At 71.3% G+C, this 14,153-nt stretch carries 18 protein-coding genes; 8 read left to right on the top strand and 10 right to left on the bottom strand.

The genetic code is table 11. The features are described 5' to 3' along the window. Positions 1-79: 79 nt before the first annotated feature. On the top strand, positions 80-1,771 hold the full coding sequence (locus EV187_RS14260; protein ID WP_130353713.1) for an acyl-CoA dehydrogenase family protein: 1,692 nt from the start codon (positions 80-82) through the stop codon (positions 1,769-1,771). Positions 1,772-1,840: 69 nt separating this feature from the next. On the opposite strand, the gene EV187_RS14255 is transcribed toward EV187_RS14260, so the two are convergent. From EV187_RS14255 to glsA, 3 genes are all read right to left on the bottom strand, one after another. Further along, on the bottom strand, positions 1,841-2,419 hold the full coding sequence (locus EV187_RS14255) for a dihydrofolate reductase family protein (RefSeq protein WP_130353712.1): 579 nt from the start codon (positions 2,417-2,419) through the stop codon (positions 1,841-1,843). A 503-nt stretch (positions 2,420-2,922) separates the two neighbouring features. Continuing rightward, a complete protein-coding gene (locus tag EV187_RS14250) occupies positions 2,923-3,378 on the bottom strand; it encodes an NUDIX hydrolase (protein WP_130353711.1) in 456 nt (151 codons plus the stop codon). A 25-nt stretch (positions 3,379-3,403) separates the two neighbouring features. After that, positions 3,404-4,669: a glutaminase A gene (gene glsA / locus EV187_RS14245; RefSeq protein WP_130353710.1), complete on the bottom strand. Its 1,266-nt coding sequence runs from the start codon at positions 4,667-4,669 to the stop codon at positions 3,404-3,406. A 157-nt stretch (positions 4,670-4,826) separates the two neighbouring features. Between glsA and EV187_RS14240 the strand changes: the two genes are divergently transcribed. After that, positions 4,827-5,126, top strand: coding sequence for a DUF7882 family protein (locus EV187_RS14240; RefSeq protein ID WP_130353709.1), 300 nt, complete (start codon positions 4,827-4,829; stop codon positions 5,124-5,126). A 46-nt stretch (positions 5,127-5,172) separates the two neighbouring features. Here EV187_RS14240 and EV187_RS14235 read toward each other — a convergent pair whose 3' ends face one another. Both EV187_RS14235 and EV187_RS14230 read right to left on the bottom strand, forming a co-directional pair. After that, on the bottom strand, positions 5,173-5,895 hold the full coding sequence (locus EV187_RS14235) for a GAF and ANTAR domain-containing protein (RefSeq protein WP_130353708.1): 723 nt from the start codon (positions 5,893-5,895) through the stop codon (positions 5,173-5,175). After that, complete coding sequence (locus tag EV187_RS14230; protein ID WP_130353707.1) at positions 5,892-6,599, bottom strand: GAF and ANTAR domain-containing protein; 708 nt, start codon at positions 6,597-6,599, stop codon at positions 5,892-5,894. Before EV187_RS14230 ends, EV187_RS14235 begins: the two co-directional genes overlap by 4 nt. A 131-nt stretch (positions 6,600-6,730) precedes the next feature. Between EV187_RS14230 and EV187_RS14225 the strand changes: the two genes are divergently transcribed. From EV187_RS14225 to EV187_RS14215, 3 genes are all read left to right on the top strand, one after another. Then, complete coding sequence (locus tag EV187_RS14225; RefSeq protein ID WP_130353706.1) at positions 6,731-6,961, top strand: hypothetical protein; 231 nt, start codon at positions 6,731-6,733, stop codon at positions 6,959-6,961. 111 nt (positions 6,962-7,072) lie between these two features. Beyond that, a complete protein-coding gene (locus tag EV187_RS14220; RefSeq protein WP_130353705.1) occupies positions 7,073-7,657 on the top strand; it encodes a hypothetical protein in 585 nt (194 codons plus the stop codon). Between the two features lie 311 nt (positions 7,658-7,968). Then, a complete protein-coding gene (locus tag EV187_RS14215; RefSeq protein ID WP_130353704.1) occupies positions 7,969-8,451 on the top strand; it encodes a hypothetical protein in 483 nt (160 codons plus the stop codon). An 85-nt stretch (positions 8,452-8,536) separates the two neighbouring features. Here the strand turns inward: EV187_RS14215 and EV187_RS14210 are convergent, their stop codons facing one another. Then, positions 8,537-9,676, bottom strand: a complete 1,140-nt coding sequence (locus EV187_RS14210; RefSeq protein ID WP_130353703.1) for a carboxylate-amine ligase — start codon at positions 9,674-9,676, stop codon at positions 8,537-8,539. A gap of 225 nt (positions 9,677-9,901) precedes the next feature. Between EV187_RS14210 and EV187_RS14205 the strand changes: the two genes are divergently transcribed. Continuing rightward, on the top strand, positions 9,902-10,276 hold the full coding sequence (locus EV187_RS14205) for a YciI family protein (RefSeq protein WP_130353702.1): 375 nt from the start codon (positions 9,902-9,904) through the stop codon (positions 10,274-10,276). Between the two features lie 13 nt (positions 10,277-10,289). Then, positions 10,290-11,525, top strand: a complete 1,236-nt coding sequence (locus EV187_RS14200; protein WP_130353701.1) for an RNA polymerase sigma factor — start codon at positions 10,290-10,292, stop codon at positions 11,523-11,525. A 16-nt stretch (positions 11,526-11,541) separates the two neighbouring features. Here EV187_RS14200 and EV187_RS14195 read toward each other — a convergent pair whose 3' ends face one another. From EV187_RS14195 to EV187_RS14180, 4 genes are read right to left on the bottom strand one after another with little or no spacing between them, the layout of a single operon-like run. Continuing rightward, positions 11,542-11,835: a DUF1905 domain-containing protein gene (locus EV187_RS14195; RefSeq protein WP_130353700.1), complete on the bottom strand. Its 294-nt coding sequence runs from the start codon at positions 11,833-11,835 to the stop codon at positions 11,542-11,544. A gap of 32 nt (positions 11,836-11,867) precedes the next feature. After that, positions 11,868-12,119, bottom strand: a complete 252-nt coding sequence (locus EV187_RS14190) for a DUF2510 domain-containing protein (protein ID WP_165391206.1) — start codon at positions 12,117-12,119, stop codon at positions 11,868-11,870. After that, a complete protein-coding gene (locus tag EV187_RS14185) occupies positions 12,116-12,928 on the bottom strand; it encodes a sulfite exporter TauE/SafE family protein (protein WP_242609612.1) in 813 nt (270 codons plus the stop codon). Before EV187_RS14185 ends, EV187_RS14190 begins: the two co-directional genes overlap by 4 nt. Before the next feature lie 37 nt (positions 12,929-12,965). Beyond that, a complete protein-coding gene (locus EV187_RS14180) occupies positions 12,966-13,523 on the bottom strand; it encodes a VanZ family protein (RefSeq protein WP_165391205.1) in 558 nt (185 codons plus the stop codon). A gap of 419 nt (positions 13,524-13,942) precedes the next feature. Between EV187_RS14180 and EV187_RS14175 the strand changes: the two genes are divergently transcribed. Continuing rightward, on the top strand, positions 13,943-14,146 hold the full coding sequence (locus EV187_RS14175) for a cold-shock protein (protein WP_022893782.1): 204 nt from the start codon (positions 13,943-13,945) through the stop codon (positions 14,144-14,146). Positions 14,147-14,153: the final 7 nt, after the last annotated feature.

Here is a 14,153-nt window from a genome sequence, read left to right as displayed (position 1 = left end):
CGGTCGCGCGCTCGCTCGAGCCCTCCGACCCGTCGCGCCGGGGCTCGTCACGGCGGAGAATGGCACGCGGAGGTCGACGATGATCGAGACGCACGAGGTCGTGAACCAGGTGCCCGCGCGAGCGGGCGTCGACGAGTACGCGGCGAACGCGCCACTCGTCGACGCGGTCGCGCGATGGGGGAGCGAGGGCGGTGCGGCGGCCTCGGGCCTGCACGACGTCGGTGCCCTCGTCGGCTCGGCGGCATTCCAGCGCGACGCCGAGCGGGCGAACACCCGCCCACCGGTGCTGCACGTGCACGACCACTGGGGCAACCGCGTCGACGAGGTCGAGTACGACGACGCCTACCACCGCATCATGGCGGCGGCGATCGGCGCGGGCGCGCACACGTCGGCGTGGGCGCGACCGGGCGGCGGCGCGAACGTCGATCGTGCCGCGGCGTTCTTCCTCTTCGCCCAGGTCGAGCCGGGCCACGCCTGCCCGGTGTCGATGACGCATGCGGCCGTGCCGGCGCTCGAGCTCGCGGCATCCGGCCTTCGAGACCGATGGATGCCGCGACTGCTCTCGCGCGAGTACGACCCCGACCTCGGCGGTGCTCGCGTGGGCCGGCCGGCGGCGGGTCGTTCACACGCGACCGACCCGAAGCGCTCGGCCCTCGTCGGCATGGCGATGACCGAGAAGCAAGGCGGGTCCGACGTGCGGGCGAACACGACACGCGCCGAGCCCACGGGCGTCGACGACGCCTGGGGTCGCGAGTTCCGCCTCACCGGGCACAAGTGGTTCTGCAGCGCGCCCATGAGCGACGCCTTCCTCGTGCTCGCGCAGGCGCCGGGCGGGCCCAGCTGCTTCCTCGTGCCGCGCGTGCTGCCCGACGGCACGCGCAACGTCTTCCGCATCCAGCGGCTCAAGGACAAGCTCGGCAACCGCTCGAACGCGTCGAGCGAGGTCGAGTTCGCCGGCACGCACGCGTGGCTCGTCGGCGAGGAGGGCCGCGGCGTCGCCACGATCGTGCAGATGGTCACGCGCACCCGGCTCGACTGCGTGATCGGTACGGCCGCGGGCATGCGGCAGTCGGTCGCCGAGGCCGCGTGGCACGTGCGCCACCGCAGCGCCTTCGGGTCGCTGCTGGTCGACCTGCCCGCGATGGCCGCGGTCGTCGCCGACCTCGCGGTCGAGTCCGAGGCCGCGACGGTCACGGCGATGCGGCTGGCCCGCGCCTACGACGACGATGCGGATGCCTCGGAGCAGGCGTTCCGCCGCCTGGCCACCGCCGTGTCGAAGTACTGGGTCTGCAAGCGGGGTCCGGGGCACGCGTACGAGGCGCTGGAGTGCCTGGGCGGCAACGGGTACACGGAGGCGTTCCCCCTCGCCCGGCGGTATCGCGAGCAGCCGCTGCTCGCCATCTGGGAGGGATCGGGCAACGTCATCGCGCTCGACGTGCTCCGCGTGCTGCACCGCGAACCCGAGGCGTTCGAGGCGTTCTTCGGCGTCGTCGCCGACGCGGGCGGCGAGCACGCGGCGCTCGACCTCGAGATCGCGGAGGCACAGGCCGTGGTGCTCGAGGTGTCGGCGGATCCAGCGGGCTCCGCCGCGAGGGCGCGCGAGCTCACCGAGCGCCTCGCCCTCGTGCTGCAGGCGTCGCTCCTCGTGCAGTACGCGCCCTCGTCCGTGGCGGACGCGTTCGTGCGCACGCGCATCGAGGGCGACGGCGGGCTGCTCTACGGTGCGCTGCCGCCGGGCGTGGACACGTCGGCGATCCTCGCCCGGGCGTAGCGCGGCATCCGCTCGCTTTCGACGGCGGTCGCATCGCTTCCGACGGCGATCGCGCGCCGCGGCATCCGCTCAGACCGGGCGGTAGTGCGCGACCGTGACGCCCCTCGGCGTGGTGATGCTGCGGGTGAGCTCGAGTTCCTGGTGGGTGTCGCCGAACATCCGCGTGCCGGTGCCGAGCACGACGGGGTGCACGATGAGCACGTACTCGTCGATGAGACCCGCCGCTGCGAGCGATCGTACGAGCTCGCCGCTGCCGAGGATGGTGAGGTCGGGCCCGTCGGTCTCCTTGAGGGCGGCGACGGTGTCGGCGGCCTCGCCCGCGAGCAGCGTGGTGCCCTGCCAGTCGAACTCGAGGCCCGGATGCCGCGACGCCACGAACTTCTCGACGCGGTTCATGTACGCGGTGAACGGGTTGCCGTCGGTCTGGTGCGGCCAGTACGCCGCCATGTGGTCGTACGTGCGGTGACCGAACAGCAGCGCGCCGTCGGACCCCATGCCGACGCCCATCTCGGCGGCGAGGGCCTCGTCGTTGCCGGCGAGCGCCCACCCGCCGTACGGGAAGCCGCCGCGCGTGTCCTCGTCGGGCGACATCGGCGCCTGCATGACGCCGTCGAGGGAGACGTTGTTGTTCACGGTGATGGAGCGCATGCGCCCATCCTCCGCCGATACGCCGCGATCCGCGAGGTGTGCGTGCGACGGTCTCGGTGCGGTGGTGCGGTGGTGCGGTTGTGCGGTGCTGCCGGATGTGCGGTGCTGCCGGTTGTGCGGTTGTGCGGTTGTGCGGTTGTGCGGATGCCCGGTTGTGCGGTGCTGCCGGTTGTGCGGTTGTGCGGTGCTGCCGGTTGTGCGGTGCTGCCGGTTGTGCGGTTGTGCGGTTGTGCGGTTGTGCGGTTGTGCCGGTTGTGCCGGTTGTGCGGTTGTGCGGTTGTGCGGTCGTGCGGATGCGCGGTGGTGCGGTGGTGCCGGTGGTGCGGTGGTGCGGTGGTGCGGTTGTGCGGTGGTGCCGGTTGTGCGGTTGGCGGTTGTGCGGTGGTGCGGTTGTGCGGTGGGTGCGGATGCGCGGTCGTACGGTGCGGTGGTGCGGTGGTGCGGTGGTGCGGTGTCGCCAGCGTGCCGGCGGGGGCGGCGACGCGCCGCCCCCGAGCAGGCGCTCAGCCGACCAGCCGCACCAGCGCGTCGAGTGCCGGACGCTGCCCCTTCACGAGCCGGTCGCGGGCCTCGTCGGGCGCGAACCAGCCGGCGGCGTCGAGCTCGGGGAACGACTGGAGCCGCCCCGACCTCGGCGGCCACTCGATCTCGAAGAGATTGCTCGCCACCTCGTCGGGGTCGAAGTCCGACTCGCCCGCGAACACCGTCACGATCTTGCCCGACGAGTAGCGGAACGCACCGAGCTCCACGTACTCGACGTCGGGCGCGGGGCGGCCGATCTCCTCGGCGAACTCGCGCAGGGCGGCCGCGAGTGGGTCCTCGTCGGTGAAGTTCCCCTTCGGGATCGACCACGCGGCGGCGTCCTTGCCGCGCCAGAACGGTCCGCCCATGTGCCCGATGAACACCTCGAGCGTCGGCCGCCGCCGGTAGAGCAGGATGCCCGCGCTGGTCTCCGCCATGGGGAAACGCTACCTCCGGGCGCCGTCAGCCCTCGTCGAGGAGCACGCCCTCGGGGTCGCGCACCGCGACGCGCGGCCGGCCGTCCCGGCCGAGGCCCGCGACATCCGCCAGCCCCTGGAACAGCGTGCGGGCGGCTGGGCCGACGCGCGTCACGTTGGAGAAGTCGAGCACGAGGCATCCGTCGTCGCCGACCAACGGCGCGAGCCGAGTGAGCACCTCCTCCGCGCCGGCGAAGAAGATCTCACCGCGGAGCAGCGCGATCGTGTCGCCGCCGCCGTCGACCCGGTCGTCTCGGGTGAGCTGCGCGATGGGCGAGTGCGGTGCACCGCGGTGCTGCAGCATGTGCAGGCCGTAGCGCTCCGAGAGGGTGCGCAGCACGACGATGCCGCGCACGCTGTTGCCGCGCTCGTCGAGGCGTGGGCTGAAGGTGCCGATGCCGAACTGCTCGGGCTGGATCGCCACGATGCCGCCGCCGACGCCGCTCTTCGCCGGCAGGCCCACGTGCACGAGCCAGTCCCCGGACGCGTCGTACATGCCGCAGCTCGTCATGACCGCGGTGGTCCATCGAGCGACGTCCTCGCGGATGACGCGCTCGCCGCTGACCGGATTGGTGCCGCCGTTCGCCAGCGTCGCCGCCATGATGGCGAGGTCGCGGGCGTTGACCGCGACCGAGCACTGGCGGAAGTACGCGCCGGTCGCGACCTCGGCGGTCGACCCGAGGGTGCCGGCCGCCTGGGTGAGATAGGCCAGCGCCCGATTGCGGTCGCCGGTCGCGTGCTCCGACTCGAACACCGACTCGTCGAGGTCGAGCTCGCGAGCGGCGAAGGCATTCAGGCCGGCATGGATCTCGGCGAACTTCTCCTCCGCGGTGTCGCCGGCGATGAGCGAGCTCATGACGATCGCGCCCGCGTTGATCATCGGGTTCAAGGGGCGTCCGGATGCCGCTTCGAGGCTGATCGCGTTGAAGGGCTCCCCGCTCGGCTCGACGCCGACATGCCTGATGACCTCCGTAAGGCCCGACTGCTCGAGCGCGAGGGCGAACACGAACGGCTTCGACACCGACTGGATCGTGAACGTCGACTCGCTGTCGCCCACCTCGTGCACGGTTCCGCGGATGCTGACGAGCGCGGCGCCGAGCGCCTCGGGGTCGGCGTGCGTGAGCTCGGGGATGTACGACGCGAGCTCCCCATCGGCGTGGGGTCGTGCGACCTCGAGCACGGAGCGAAGCGCCTGGCGCACCGGATCGCGCAGGTCGGGGATGGTGGGCTCGTACGGTTGGTCGTCGGCCATGGCGCCAGCCTAGGGGGCGGCCCGATAAGGAGGAACCGGGGGCGAGGAACATGCGCCGGGACGAATGGACCACTCCGCCGCCGCAGGCGCCCGGAGGGAGCAGACTTGACGCACCGAAAATCGGCGACGCAGTGCCACGCGGGCATCGAGGAAGACCATGGGCGTCCTGATCTACAACCGTGGCGACCCCATCGAGATCGACGATCGTGCGCTCGCCCATCTCCAGGTCGTCATCATCGACAAGCTCCGACGCGGAGAGCACTTCGCGCTGACCCTCCCGGACGGTCACCATGTGCTCACGTCGTGGGTCAGCCCGCGCTCGGCGATCGAGTTCATCTATCGCGGCAACCGCCGGCCGTCGCTCAACCACGCCTGGCTCGAGGATCTCGCCGGCGAGGCCGGTGCCACCGGCATCCTGACCCTGGTGCCGGAACCGGCCGCCGAGCGGGTTCGCTAGCTCCGTGCAGCGACGTGCAGCCGCCCGTCGCCGCCAGTGCCGCCGCTCAGCCGTCGAAGCGCAGCGTCCGGTCGACGAGCCGCGCGGCGACCTGGCTGATCCCGAGCTGATGCGACCGGGCGTACCCCCGGATCAGGTCGAAGGCCTCCTCGATCGTCACCCCGTTCGTGTACGCCACCACGCCCTTCGCCTGCTCGATGACGATGCGACTGGTCAGCGCTCCCTGCAGTTGCTCGGCGAGCAGCGCGGTCTCGCGGAGCGAGCGCTCATGCAGGATGCCGATGGTCGCGACGTCCGCGAAGGCGCGTGCGGCGATCCGGTCCTGCTCGTCGAGATCCCCGAGCTGCTCACGCAGGAGGTTGAGCGTGCCGATCGTGTTGTCGCGCAGCCGCATCGGAACGGCGTGCACCGACGCGAACCCGAGCTCGAGCGCGCTCTCGCGGAACCGGGACCATTCCTCGGGAGTCTGCGCGATATCGGGCACCGAGACCACCTCGCCCGTCCGGTAGCTCTGCACGCACGGACCAGCCTCGGCGCTGAGCTGGATCAGCTCGACGAGCCGGCTCGCCTCGCTCGTCGAGGCCACGACGTCGAGCTCCCCGTTCCCGTCGGAGAGCAGGATGGCCGCCGCAGTCGTGTCGAGGAGTTCCTGACAGGTGTCGACGAGCAGCTGCAGCAGGTCGACGACGTCGTAGCCGTCGACGAGGGTGTCGGCCAGGCTGGCGAACGTCTGGAGGAGTCGAGCCTCTTTCGTGATGATCTCGCTCATCCCGACGCCTCGATTCCGTCGTCCTCGCTCGAGAAGCTCAGTCGGCCCTCGATGATGTCCTGCGCGACCTCCATCATCGAACGCGACGTGGCGAACGCGTGGCCCTGGATGACGAGCCGGGCGTCGTCGGGCGAGAGGTCCAGTTGCGCCAGCACCATCCCGGTGGCCTGGTGCACGATGCGTCGGGAGTACGCGTTGCCACGGTAGTCGTAGTCGCGCCCGACCGCGTTCAACGCCTGGCGGAGCACGTGCCGCCCGACGACGTCGGCCATGGTGTCGGCCTGCTTCGCCTGGGCCTGGTCGAGGGCGACCCGCTCGACCGAGTAGAGGTCCACCGCCCCGATGCGCAGGGGTCCCACGGCGAGGGGGAAGGCGAAGATCGAGCGCAGTTGCGCGTCCCGCATCGCGGCGGACAATGCCGGCCATCGCGCGGACGACCTCGCCGTGAAGTCGGGCTCGAGCACCGGGCGGCCGGATCGCACGGCATCCCAGCACGGGCCCTCGCCGAGGTCGAACTGCAGCTCGTCGAGTCGCGCAGCCACCCCGTCGCTGGCCGAGAGGGTCTCACTGCCCAGCAGGCTCCCGATCGTGGACACCGACGCGCCGGTGACGGGGAAGAGGTCGACGAAGGGCCGGCAGAACTCCTTGGGAGAGTTCGCCGATCGGTCGAGCGCCTCCAACGCGGCCCCGAACGCACTGGTCATCACGTCATCGCCTCCACTCTCGACGCTACTCGCGCGGTTCGGGGATGCATAGGGGTACCGTGTGTCCTCCGGTTGCGGTCTCTGCGCGTGTGCGCCGAGCGATGTCGGCTGCCGAGCGTACCGTGGGCGCCATGATGAACCAGGTGCAGATCACGACCGAGCACGACGTGCTCTCCGAGCCGTGCCCGCGCTGCGAGTCGATGTCCGTTCGCGTCCTCACCTACACCGCCTGGGTCGAGCTCGACCACGATGCCATGACAGCGGATGCCGCCGCTGGCGCGGTTGCCGTCGACGAGCCCCTCTTCGACTGCCGCGAGTGCGGTTTCGAGTGGGGCGAGCTCGTGCGCGACCTCATGCGCTGACTCGGGCGCGGGCGCCGGGGCGCGCCTCCGGCTCGACTGTGGATCTCGCCTGTGGATCTCGCCTGTGGAAAACGGGTCGAGCACCGGAACCGCTGTCCTAGGCTCGTCGCCATGCCCGATGCTCGCCCCCGCCGGCTCACGCCCCGCGTCGCGGCGCTGCTCGGGTCGGCCGGTGTGCTGGCGGTGGTGCTGAGCGGATGCTCGGGCGCCCCGGCGCCGACCCCGAGCCCGCCCGCATCGGCGTCTGCCGCCCCGATCTTCGCGTCGGACGAGGAGGCGCTGGCGGCGGCGGAGGCGGCGTACAGCCGGTATCTGGATGCTGTCGACGAACTCACGCAAGACGGCGGCGAGGATCCGACGCGTGTCAAAAGCGTAGTTTCTGAGGCTTATGCATCGGAGCTGATGGAATCCCTCGCGGTGTTCAAGAGCAGTGGGAATCACACGGTCGGTTACACAACGTACGACAGCATGGTGCTGGGGGAACGCAGCGAGGCGGGTGGATCCGCGGCTGTAACGACCTACGTGTGCCTCGACGTTGGTGACGTCAGGGTTGTGGACTCGAGTGGAGTCGATGTCACCCCGCCTGGTCGGCGATCGCGGACGCCCATTCAGGCCCAATTCGTGTCATCGCCGAACGATCCTTCGGAACTACTGCCATCGGGATCTGAGTCATGGCCGGGCGACGACTTCTGCTGAGCGTCGCCGTTGCTGGCATCGCGATGAGTTCGATCGTTCTTGCTGCTCCGGCGAATGCGAATGAGATCGACTGGATAAGTGGGCAGAACAGTGAGTCCGGTACTCACCTTATTGCTGAGGGCTCATCCGCATGGGGTGATGGGAACCAGGCGCGTACGCCGTCAGCGATTGGAGACTTTCCTGGCGAAGGCGAACCGGTAAGCGTCATAGACCTCGTTCTGGGCATGCAGCCGGACGACTGCCGCCCGGAGGACCCTCTCACCTGCGCCGGCGATCCGACCGCCCCTGCCGACGAGCCGGTGGCGCCGGTCGTGGTCACGCTCCGGGACATCGCGTCGTTCCGTCCGTCGGCGCCCGAGAACGGCATGGAGCCCGGAGGCTGGGCGATCGAGGGATTGCCCGCGAACTTCGTGGCCGGGGCATCCGTGCAGGTCATGTCGGGCACGCTGCTCGGGCAGTCGGCCGACGTGCGATTCACACCCGTCGGCTTCCGCTGGACCCACAGCGACGGCGGGGTCGTCGAGAGCGTCGGCCCGGGGGCGACGTGGGCGACGCTCGGACAGCGCGAGTTCAGCCCGACGGCGACGAGCCACGTGTACGCATCCGCCGGTGAGTACACGGTCGACCTGTCCGTGGTCGTGCGCGCCGAGTACCGATTCGCCGGGTCGCCGTGGCGATCGATCGCCGGCACGCTCAGCCTCGCGGGAGCGCCGCAGCGGGTGCTCGTCGGCGAGTTCGACACGGTGCTCACGCAGGGCGATTGCCTCGCGAACCCGTCCGGCCCCGGCTGCTGACCACCACCGCTGACCACGACTGCTGACCAGCTCCGCTGACCACCACCGGTGACCGAGGCCGCGAGGAGTGTGCCCGGACCGGCGCCTACCCGGTCGAGGTGATGGGTTCGCCGTTGCGGCCGTGATCGGCGACGATCGTCGCATCGAAGAGCCGGCGCACGCCCGCCATCCCCTCGCGCTCGAACGCCGCGCGCTGCCGCTCCGCGCCGGTGCCGTCGCGCAGGAGCCGCGCCGCCGCCTCCTGCACGGCATCGAGGTCCCCCGACTCCGTCAGCTCCCGTTCGAGCCGTCGGATGAACCCGTTCAGGGCGTCGGCCGCGGGAGCCAGCCCTCCCGAGATCGGGTCGAAGACGCTGGCCCGCATGCCGAAGTGCGCCGAGTGGAGCAGGGCGGCCGAGAGGAGTTCGGGCGGAACGTCGGCCGATGCGTTGGCGGCGGCATCCGTCGCCTTGGGCGCGTCGAGCGAGTGGGTCACCAGTGCCCGCGACAGGGCCGCGATGAGCAGCGTGGTCTCGGCGTCGAGCTGCGCGTCGCCCATGCGGAACTCGATGGTCGGCAGGTGCTCCGAGAGCCGCACGTCCCAGGCGATCAGGGCGAGGTCGGCGGTGCCGCCGATGCCGAGCAGCCGCGTGATCCGGTGGTCGTAATCGGCGGCGTCCACGAACGACGGCGGGCAGCCCGAGGTCGTCCAGCGTCGCAGCAGCACGGTGCGCCAGCTGTCATACCCGGTGTCGTACCCGCGCCACAGCGGTGAGTTGCCCGAGATCGCCGTGAGCAGGGGCATCCACGGCCGAGCCGCGTTGAGGGCGATCACGCCGCCCTCGCGGTCGGGCACGCCGATGTGCACGTGGAGGCCGCTGAGCTGGTGGTCCGCGATGAGGCCGTCCATGTCGCGCACCACCCGGTGGTAGCGGGCGACGTCGGTGATGGTGGGGAACGGCGTCGTGTCGGGCGGAGTGCCGACGCTCGCGACCACCACGCCCAGCTCGTCGGCGAGGTCGGCGATCATGCGGCGGAACTCGAGCAGCGCAACCCGGGCCTCGTCGAAGCTCGTGAACACCGTCGAGGCGTGCTCCACCTGCGATGCGAGGAACTCCTTATGGGTGACGTCGTGCCAGGCCGGATCGTCCGACAACCGCCGGAAGACGACGGCGCCCACCCCTGCGGGGTGCATCGTGGCGGGCTCCAGGAACTGGAACTCCTCTTCGATGCCGAACGTCCTCATGCGCGACCCCTTCGCCCCAGGCGCTTGCTCCAATCGAACTCTCGCCACGCGGCGGCGGCATGTCAAGCCCGTGTGCAGTGGACGTCCGTGCGTTACGCGGGCCGATGCCGGGACCCTCTCCCCCAGCACTGTCGAGAATCGCGTCGCGGCCTCGACATACTGATGGGAGCGCGGTCCAGCCTCCCGAACGAACGACGACAGCGAACGATCGAAGGAGCGATTCCGATGAAGTACCTCATCCAGATCTACAGCAACCCCGAGTCGCGGGCGATGTGGGAGAGCTTCAGCCCCGAGCAGCAGGCCGAGGGGTACGCCTACTACCAGGGCATCAACGACGAGCTCGCCTCGAGCGGTGAGTTCGTCGCCAGCGAGGCCCTCGCCGACATCTCCATGGCCAAGCGCGTCACCCACACCGACGGCGGCACGGTCGCCAGCGACGGCCCGTTCGCCGAGACGAAGGAACTGCTGGCCGGCTTCTACCTCGTCGACGTCGAGGACGAGGCGCGGGCGGTCGAGATCGCGGCCCGGTTCCCCGAGGCCGAGTTCGGCCTCATCGAGGTGCGCCCGGTGCTCGACATGGCCGCGCGGGGCGACGTCTGAGCCGCCGCCGGACATGAGCGACGCCGTCCGGGCACTGCGAGACGCCGCACCGTCGGCGCTCGCGGTGCTCGTGCGGCGCTACGGCGACTTCGAGGCGTGCGAGGACGCCATGCAGGAGGCGCTGATCGCGGCATCCGCCCAGTGGCCCCGCGACGGCGTGCCCGACAGCCCGCGGGCGTGGCTCGTCCAGGTCGCCGGGCGACGCTACATCGACCAGGTGCGGTCGGATGTCGCGCGCCGCCGTCGTGAGGCGCTCGCCGCCGACCTCGAACCGACGCCGACGCCGATCCCCGCGGTCGACGACACCCTCACGCTGTTCCTCCTCTGCTGCCACCCGGCACTCGGGCGGCCGGCGCAGGTCGCACTCACGCTCCGGGCGGTCGGCGGACTCACGACCGCCGAGATCGCCCGCGCGCTGCTGGTTCCCGAGGCGACCGTCGCGCAGCGCATCTCGCGGGCGAAGGCACGCATCCGCGCGAGCGGCGAGGGCTTCCGGATGCCGCGGGCCGACGAGCTCGACGCCCGCCTCGCCGCACTCCGCAACGTGCTCTACCTGATCTTCACCGAGGGTCACACGGCCAGCTCGGGGGAGGCGCTCGCCCGCGTCGACCTCTCGGCCGAGGCGATCCGCCTCACCCGGCAGCTGCACGACGCGGCACCGGATGCCTCGGGCGAGACGACCGGGCTGCTCGCGCTCATGCTCCTCACCGAGGCGCGGCGGTCCGCACGAGCCGATGCAACGGGCGCCCTCGTGCCGCTCGAGGAGCAGGACCGCGACCGCTGGGACCGCGCGATGATCGACGAGGGCGTCGCCCTGGTCACCGAGGTGCTCGATCGCGCGCCGATCGGGCCCTACCAGCTGCAGGCCGCGATCGCCGCCGTGCACGACGAGGCCGCGTCGACCGAGACCACCGACTGGATCGAGATCCTCGGGCTCTACGACCTGCTCGCCCGACTCGCGCCCGGCCCGATGGTGACCCTCGGGCGCATCGTCGCCCTCGCGATGGTCGAGGGACCCGACGCCGGCCTCGGCGCACTCGACCGGGCGGAGGACGCCGCCTCCGGCGCCGGGCCCACGCTCGCCGAGCACCACCGTACGTGGGCGGTGCGCGCGCACCTCCTCGAGCGGTCGGGGTCGACGGATGCCGCGTCGCTCGCCTTCGCCGAGGCGGCCCGCCGCACCCTGAACGGCCCCGAGCAGCGCTACCTCGCGTCGAAGGCGGAGGCCCTGCGGAGTTCGGCGGGCTGATCGGACGGGGTGGACCTCAGAGGTCGAGCACCTCGAGCACGACGTCGACGTCGTCGCCCTCCGCGATGCCCTCGGCCGTGCGGACGGCCTTCTTGACCGGGAGCACGTAGCTGCCCTGCTTGGAGTCGGGGAACACCGACGTCGACCAGGTCGACCCGCCCACCGTGACCCACACGCGCACCGCGCCGAATCCCCGCGGCATGCGCGGCACCTCGCGGATGTCGTCGGATGCCGCGTCGGGCAGCGTCACGAAGAACCAGCCGCCCTGCGCACTCCATTCCCAGAGCGGCGCGCGGAAGCGGAATCGCATTCCCCGAGGCTACCGGCCGCCGCCGACACGCGTCAGGACTCGGGCGGCAGCGGCACCGTGGTGTGCTCGTCGGCCGAACGCGTGGGAAGCCGCAGGGTCGTGGCTTCGATCCGTGCGAAGCGCGCGGCGAGGTCCCAGGAATCCGCAGAGATCGCCACGTCCGTCGCACGGGTCGGACGCGGCGCGGTGTGGGGGCTCCACTTCCTGCCGTCCCAGTACCGCAGCAGCGCGGCATCCGTCTCGTGGTCGTACCAGCCCGCGACCCGAGCCCGCCCTCGCGTCACGCCGACGCTCCCTTCTTCCCGAGTCGGATGGCGCGCACGGTGAGCTGCACCGCTGCGACGACCAGCAGGATCGCGAACAGCCACGCCGACCACTCCGGCGAGAGCAGGAACGCGATGGCCACGCCGCCGAACGAGGCGAGCGTGGCGGCGAGCCCCACGATCAGCGCGACCGTGAGGTCGACGATGCCCGCGCGGGTGTTCGCCACGGTGCCGCTCACCGCCGTCGGGATCATGACGGCGAGGGAGGTGCCCTTGGCCACGAGGTCGCTCATGCCGAAGAGCGCGATGAACGCGGGCACCATGATGACGCCGCCGCCGATGCCGAACAGGCCCGAGGCGATGCCGATCACGACGCCGAGCGCGACCATGCCGAGGATCGGCAGCACGTCGAGCTCGAGCAGGCGATCGCCGCGCACCGGTACGACGAGCACCATGCGCACGGCGACGGCGATGAGCAGCGCGATGAACATCCAGCGCAGCCACCCGAGCGAGAGGCGGCGCAGGAGCCACGACCCGATCCACGAGCCGACGATGCCGCCGATCGCCACGAAAAGCGCCGCGAGGAGGTCGATCTCGCCGTTCGCGAAGTAGGTCAACGACCCCGCGATCGCGGCGGGCACGATGGCGGCGAGCGAGGTCGCCGACGCGCGGCGCTGGTCCATGCCCGCGAAGGTGATGAGGAGCGGCACCATGAGGATGCCGCCGCCGACCCCGAACGCGCCCGACAGCAGGCCGCCGGCGGCGCCGACGAGCGCCAGCCGGACCCACGGCACGCGCGCCGGAGCGTCGGGCACGGCGGGCGAGGTCACCCGCCCACTGTACCGGCGGCTCGAGCCGCGCTGCGGGTCAGGCGGCGCGGTCCGCGGGTGACGCCGAGCCCGACGGGGCGACGCCGACCAGTGCGTCGAGCTCGTCGAGCGGCGGCTCGCGATGCACGGCCGCGGCATCCGTCACGGCAGCCTCGAGGGCGCCGACCCGCATCACGGAGGCGACCGCCGCCGCACGCCGCACCATCCGGGCGGCGAGCACGAGCACGACGCCGAGCACGGCACCGCCCGTGTTCATCACGAGGTCGCGCGGGTCGGAGATGCGGTCGGGCTCGGGAACCTGCACGAGCTCGATGAGGGCGGTGAACGCGAGACCGGCGGCGAGCGCCAGCGGCCACTTGCGGCGCGGGATGAGCAGCGCGGCGAGCACGCCCACGGGGATGAACAGCGCGACGTTGAACGCCATCTCGGAGAGGTACCCGGTCGTCCAGGTGACCGGAGCCGTCCACGCATCGGGGTTCAGGATGCCGCCCTCGACCTGGTTCCCGCTCGTGCGCCACGGCGCGGGGCCCACGGTGAGCCACAGCACGAAGGCTGCGTAGGCGAGGGCGACGAATCGCAGGGGGCGGCGGTTCACCCCCCGATTCTCCACCGTCTCCCTATGAGCACGCTGGCATCTCGCCGCATGTCCGCCGATCGCGCCGATGGCGGAACCGACCGTGCGTCGGACTCCGCGAGCGGATCAGGGCGCCGGATGCCGCCCGGATCCGTGACATCCCATGTCACGATCCGATCGCGACTGGTGTGCTGCCGCCCGCGACCGGCTAGGGTAACATCAACGATTCCTCCATCAAGCGGGCAGACGCCCGCGCCTCCACCTGATTGCCCGGAGGCGGACCGATCCGCGTGGCATGACCCGATACGAGATGGCGGATGCCTGAGCGCACACCCGCCACTCGCCCCCCGCTTCGACGACACCGTGTCGTCGGGGTCGCGATCGACCGCCGATCGCATCGGGCTCGCACTCAGCGGCCCATAGGACAGAAGGACAGCAGTATGGCAACCGGAACCGTCAAGTGGTTCAACGCCGAAAAGGGCTTCGGCTTCATCGCTCCCGACGACGGCAGCGCCGACGTCTTCGCACACTTCAGCGCCATCTCGGGCAACGGCTACCGTTCGCTCGAAGAGGGCCAGAAGGTCGAGTTCGAGGTCGCGCAGGGCCCGAAGGGCCTGCAGGCTGAGAACATCCGCGGCCTCTAGGTCACGG

Source organism: Agromyces ramosus (assembly GCF_004216665.1).
In the GTDB taxonomy this organism is placed as follows: domain Bacteria; phylum Actinomycetota; class Actinomycetes; order Actinomycetales; family Microbacteriaceae; genus Agromyces; species Agromyces ramosus.
The sequence above is the reverse complement of the archived record's forward strand: the minus strand, read 5'-3'. Positions and strand labels throughout refer to the sequence as shown.

What these genes read in the sequence shown, in the direction of transcription:
- EV187_RS14200 (WP_130353701.1), top strand. Translation starts at nt 10,290, where the DNA reads ATGAGCGACGCCGTCCGGGCACTGCGAGACGCCGCACCGTCGGCGCTC.
- EV187_RS14250 (WP_130353711.1), bottom strand. Translation starts at nt 3,378, where the DNA reads ATGGCGGAGACCAGCGCGGGCATCCTGCTCTACCGGCGGCGGCCGACG.
- EV187_RS14195 (WP_130353700.1), bottom strand. Translation starts at nt 11,835, where the DNA reads ATGCGATTCCGCTTCCGCGCGCCGCTCTGGGAATGGAGTGCGCAGGGC.
- EV187_RS14205 (WP_130353702.1), top strand. Translation starts at nt 9,902, where the DNA reads ATGAAGTACCTCATCCAGATCTACAGCAACCCCGAGTCGCGGGCGATG.
- EV187_RS14175 (WP_022893782.1), top strand. Translation starts at nt 13,943, where the DNA reads ATGGCAACCGGAACCGTCAAGTGGTTCAACGCCGAAAAGGGCTTCGGC.
- EV187_RS14235 (WP_130353708.1), bottom strand. Translation starts at nt 5,895, where the DNA reads ATGAGCGAGATCATCACGAAAGAGGCTCGACTCCTCCAGACGTTCGCC.
- EV187_RS14210 (WP_130353703.1), bottom strand. Translation starts at nt 9,676, where the DNA reads ATGAGGACGTTCGGCATCGAAGAGGAGTTCCAGTTCCTGGAGCCCGCC.
- glsA (WP_130353710.1), bottom strand. Translation starts at nt 4,669, where the DNA reads ATGGCCGACGACCAACCGTACGAGCCCACCATCCCCGACCTGCGCGAT.
- EV187_RS14225 (WP_130353706.1), top strand. Translation starts at nt 6,731, where the DNA reads ATGATGAACCAGGTGCAGATCACGACCGAGCACGACGTGCTCTCCGAG.
- EV187_RS14240 (WP_130353709.1), top strand. Translation starts at nt 4,827, where the DNA reads ATGGGCGTCCTGATCTACAACCGTGGCGACCCCATCGAGATCGACGAT.
- EV187_RS14255 (WP_130353712.1), bottom strand. Translation starts at nt 2,419, where the DNA reads ATGCGCTCCATCACCGTGAACAACAACGTCTCCCTCGACGGCGTCATG.
- EV187_RS14260 (WP_130353713.1), top strand. Translation starts at nt 80, where the DNA reads ATGATCGAGACGCACGAGGTCGTGAACCAGGTGCCCGCGCGAGCGGGC.
- EV187_RS14220 (WP_130353705.1), top strand. Translation starts at nt 7,073, where the DNA reads ATGCCCGATGCTCGCCCCCGCCGGCTCACGCCCCGCGTCGCGGCGCTG.
- EV187_RS14230 (WP_130353707.1), bottom strand. Translation starts at nt 6,599, where the DNA reads ATGACCAGTGCGTTCGGGGCCGCGTTGGAGGCGCTCGACCGATCGGCG.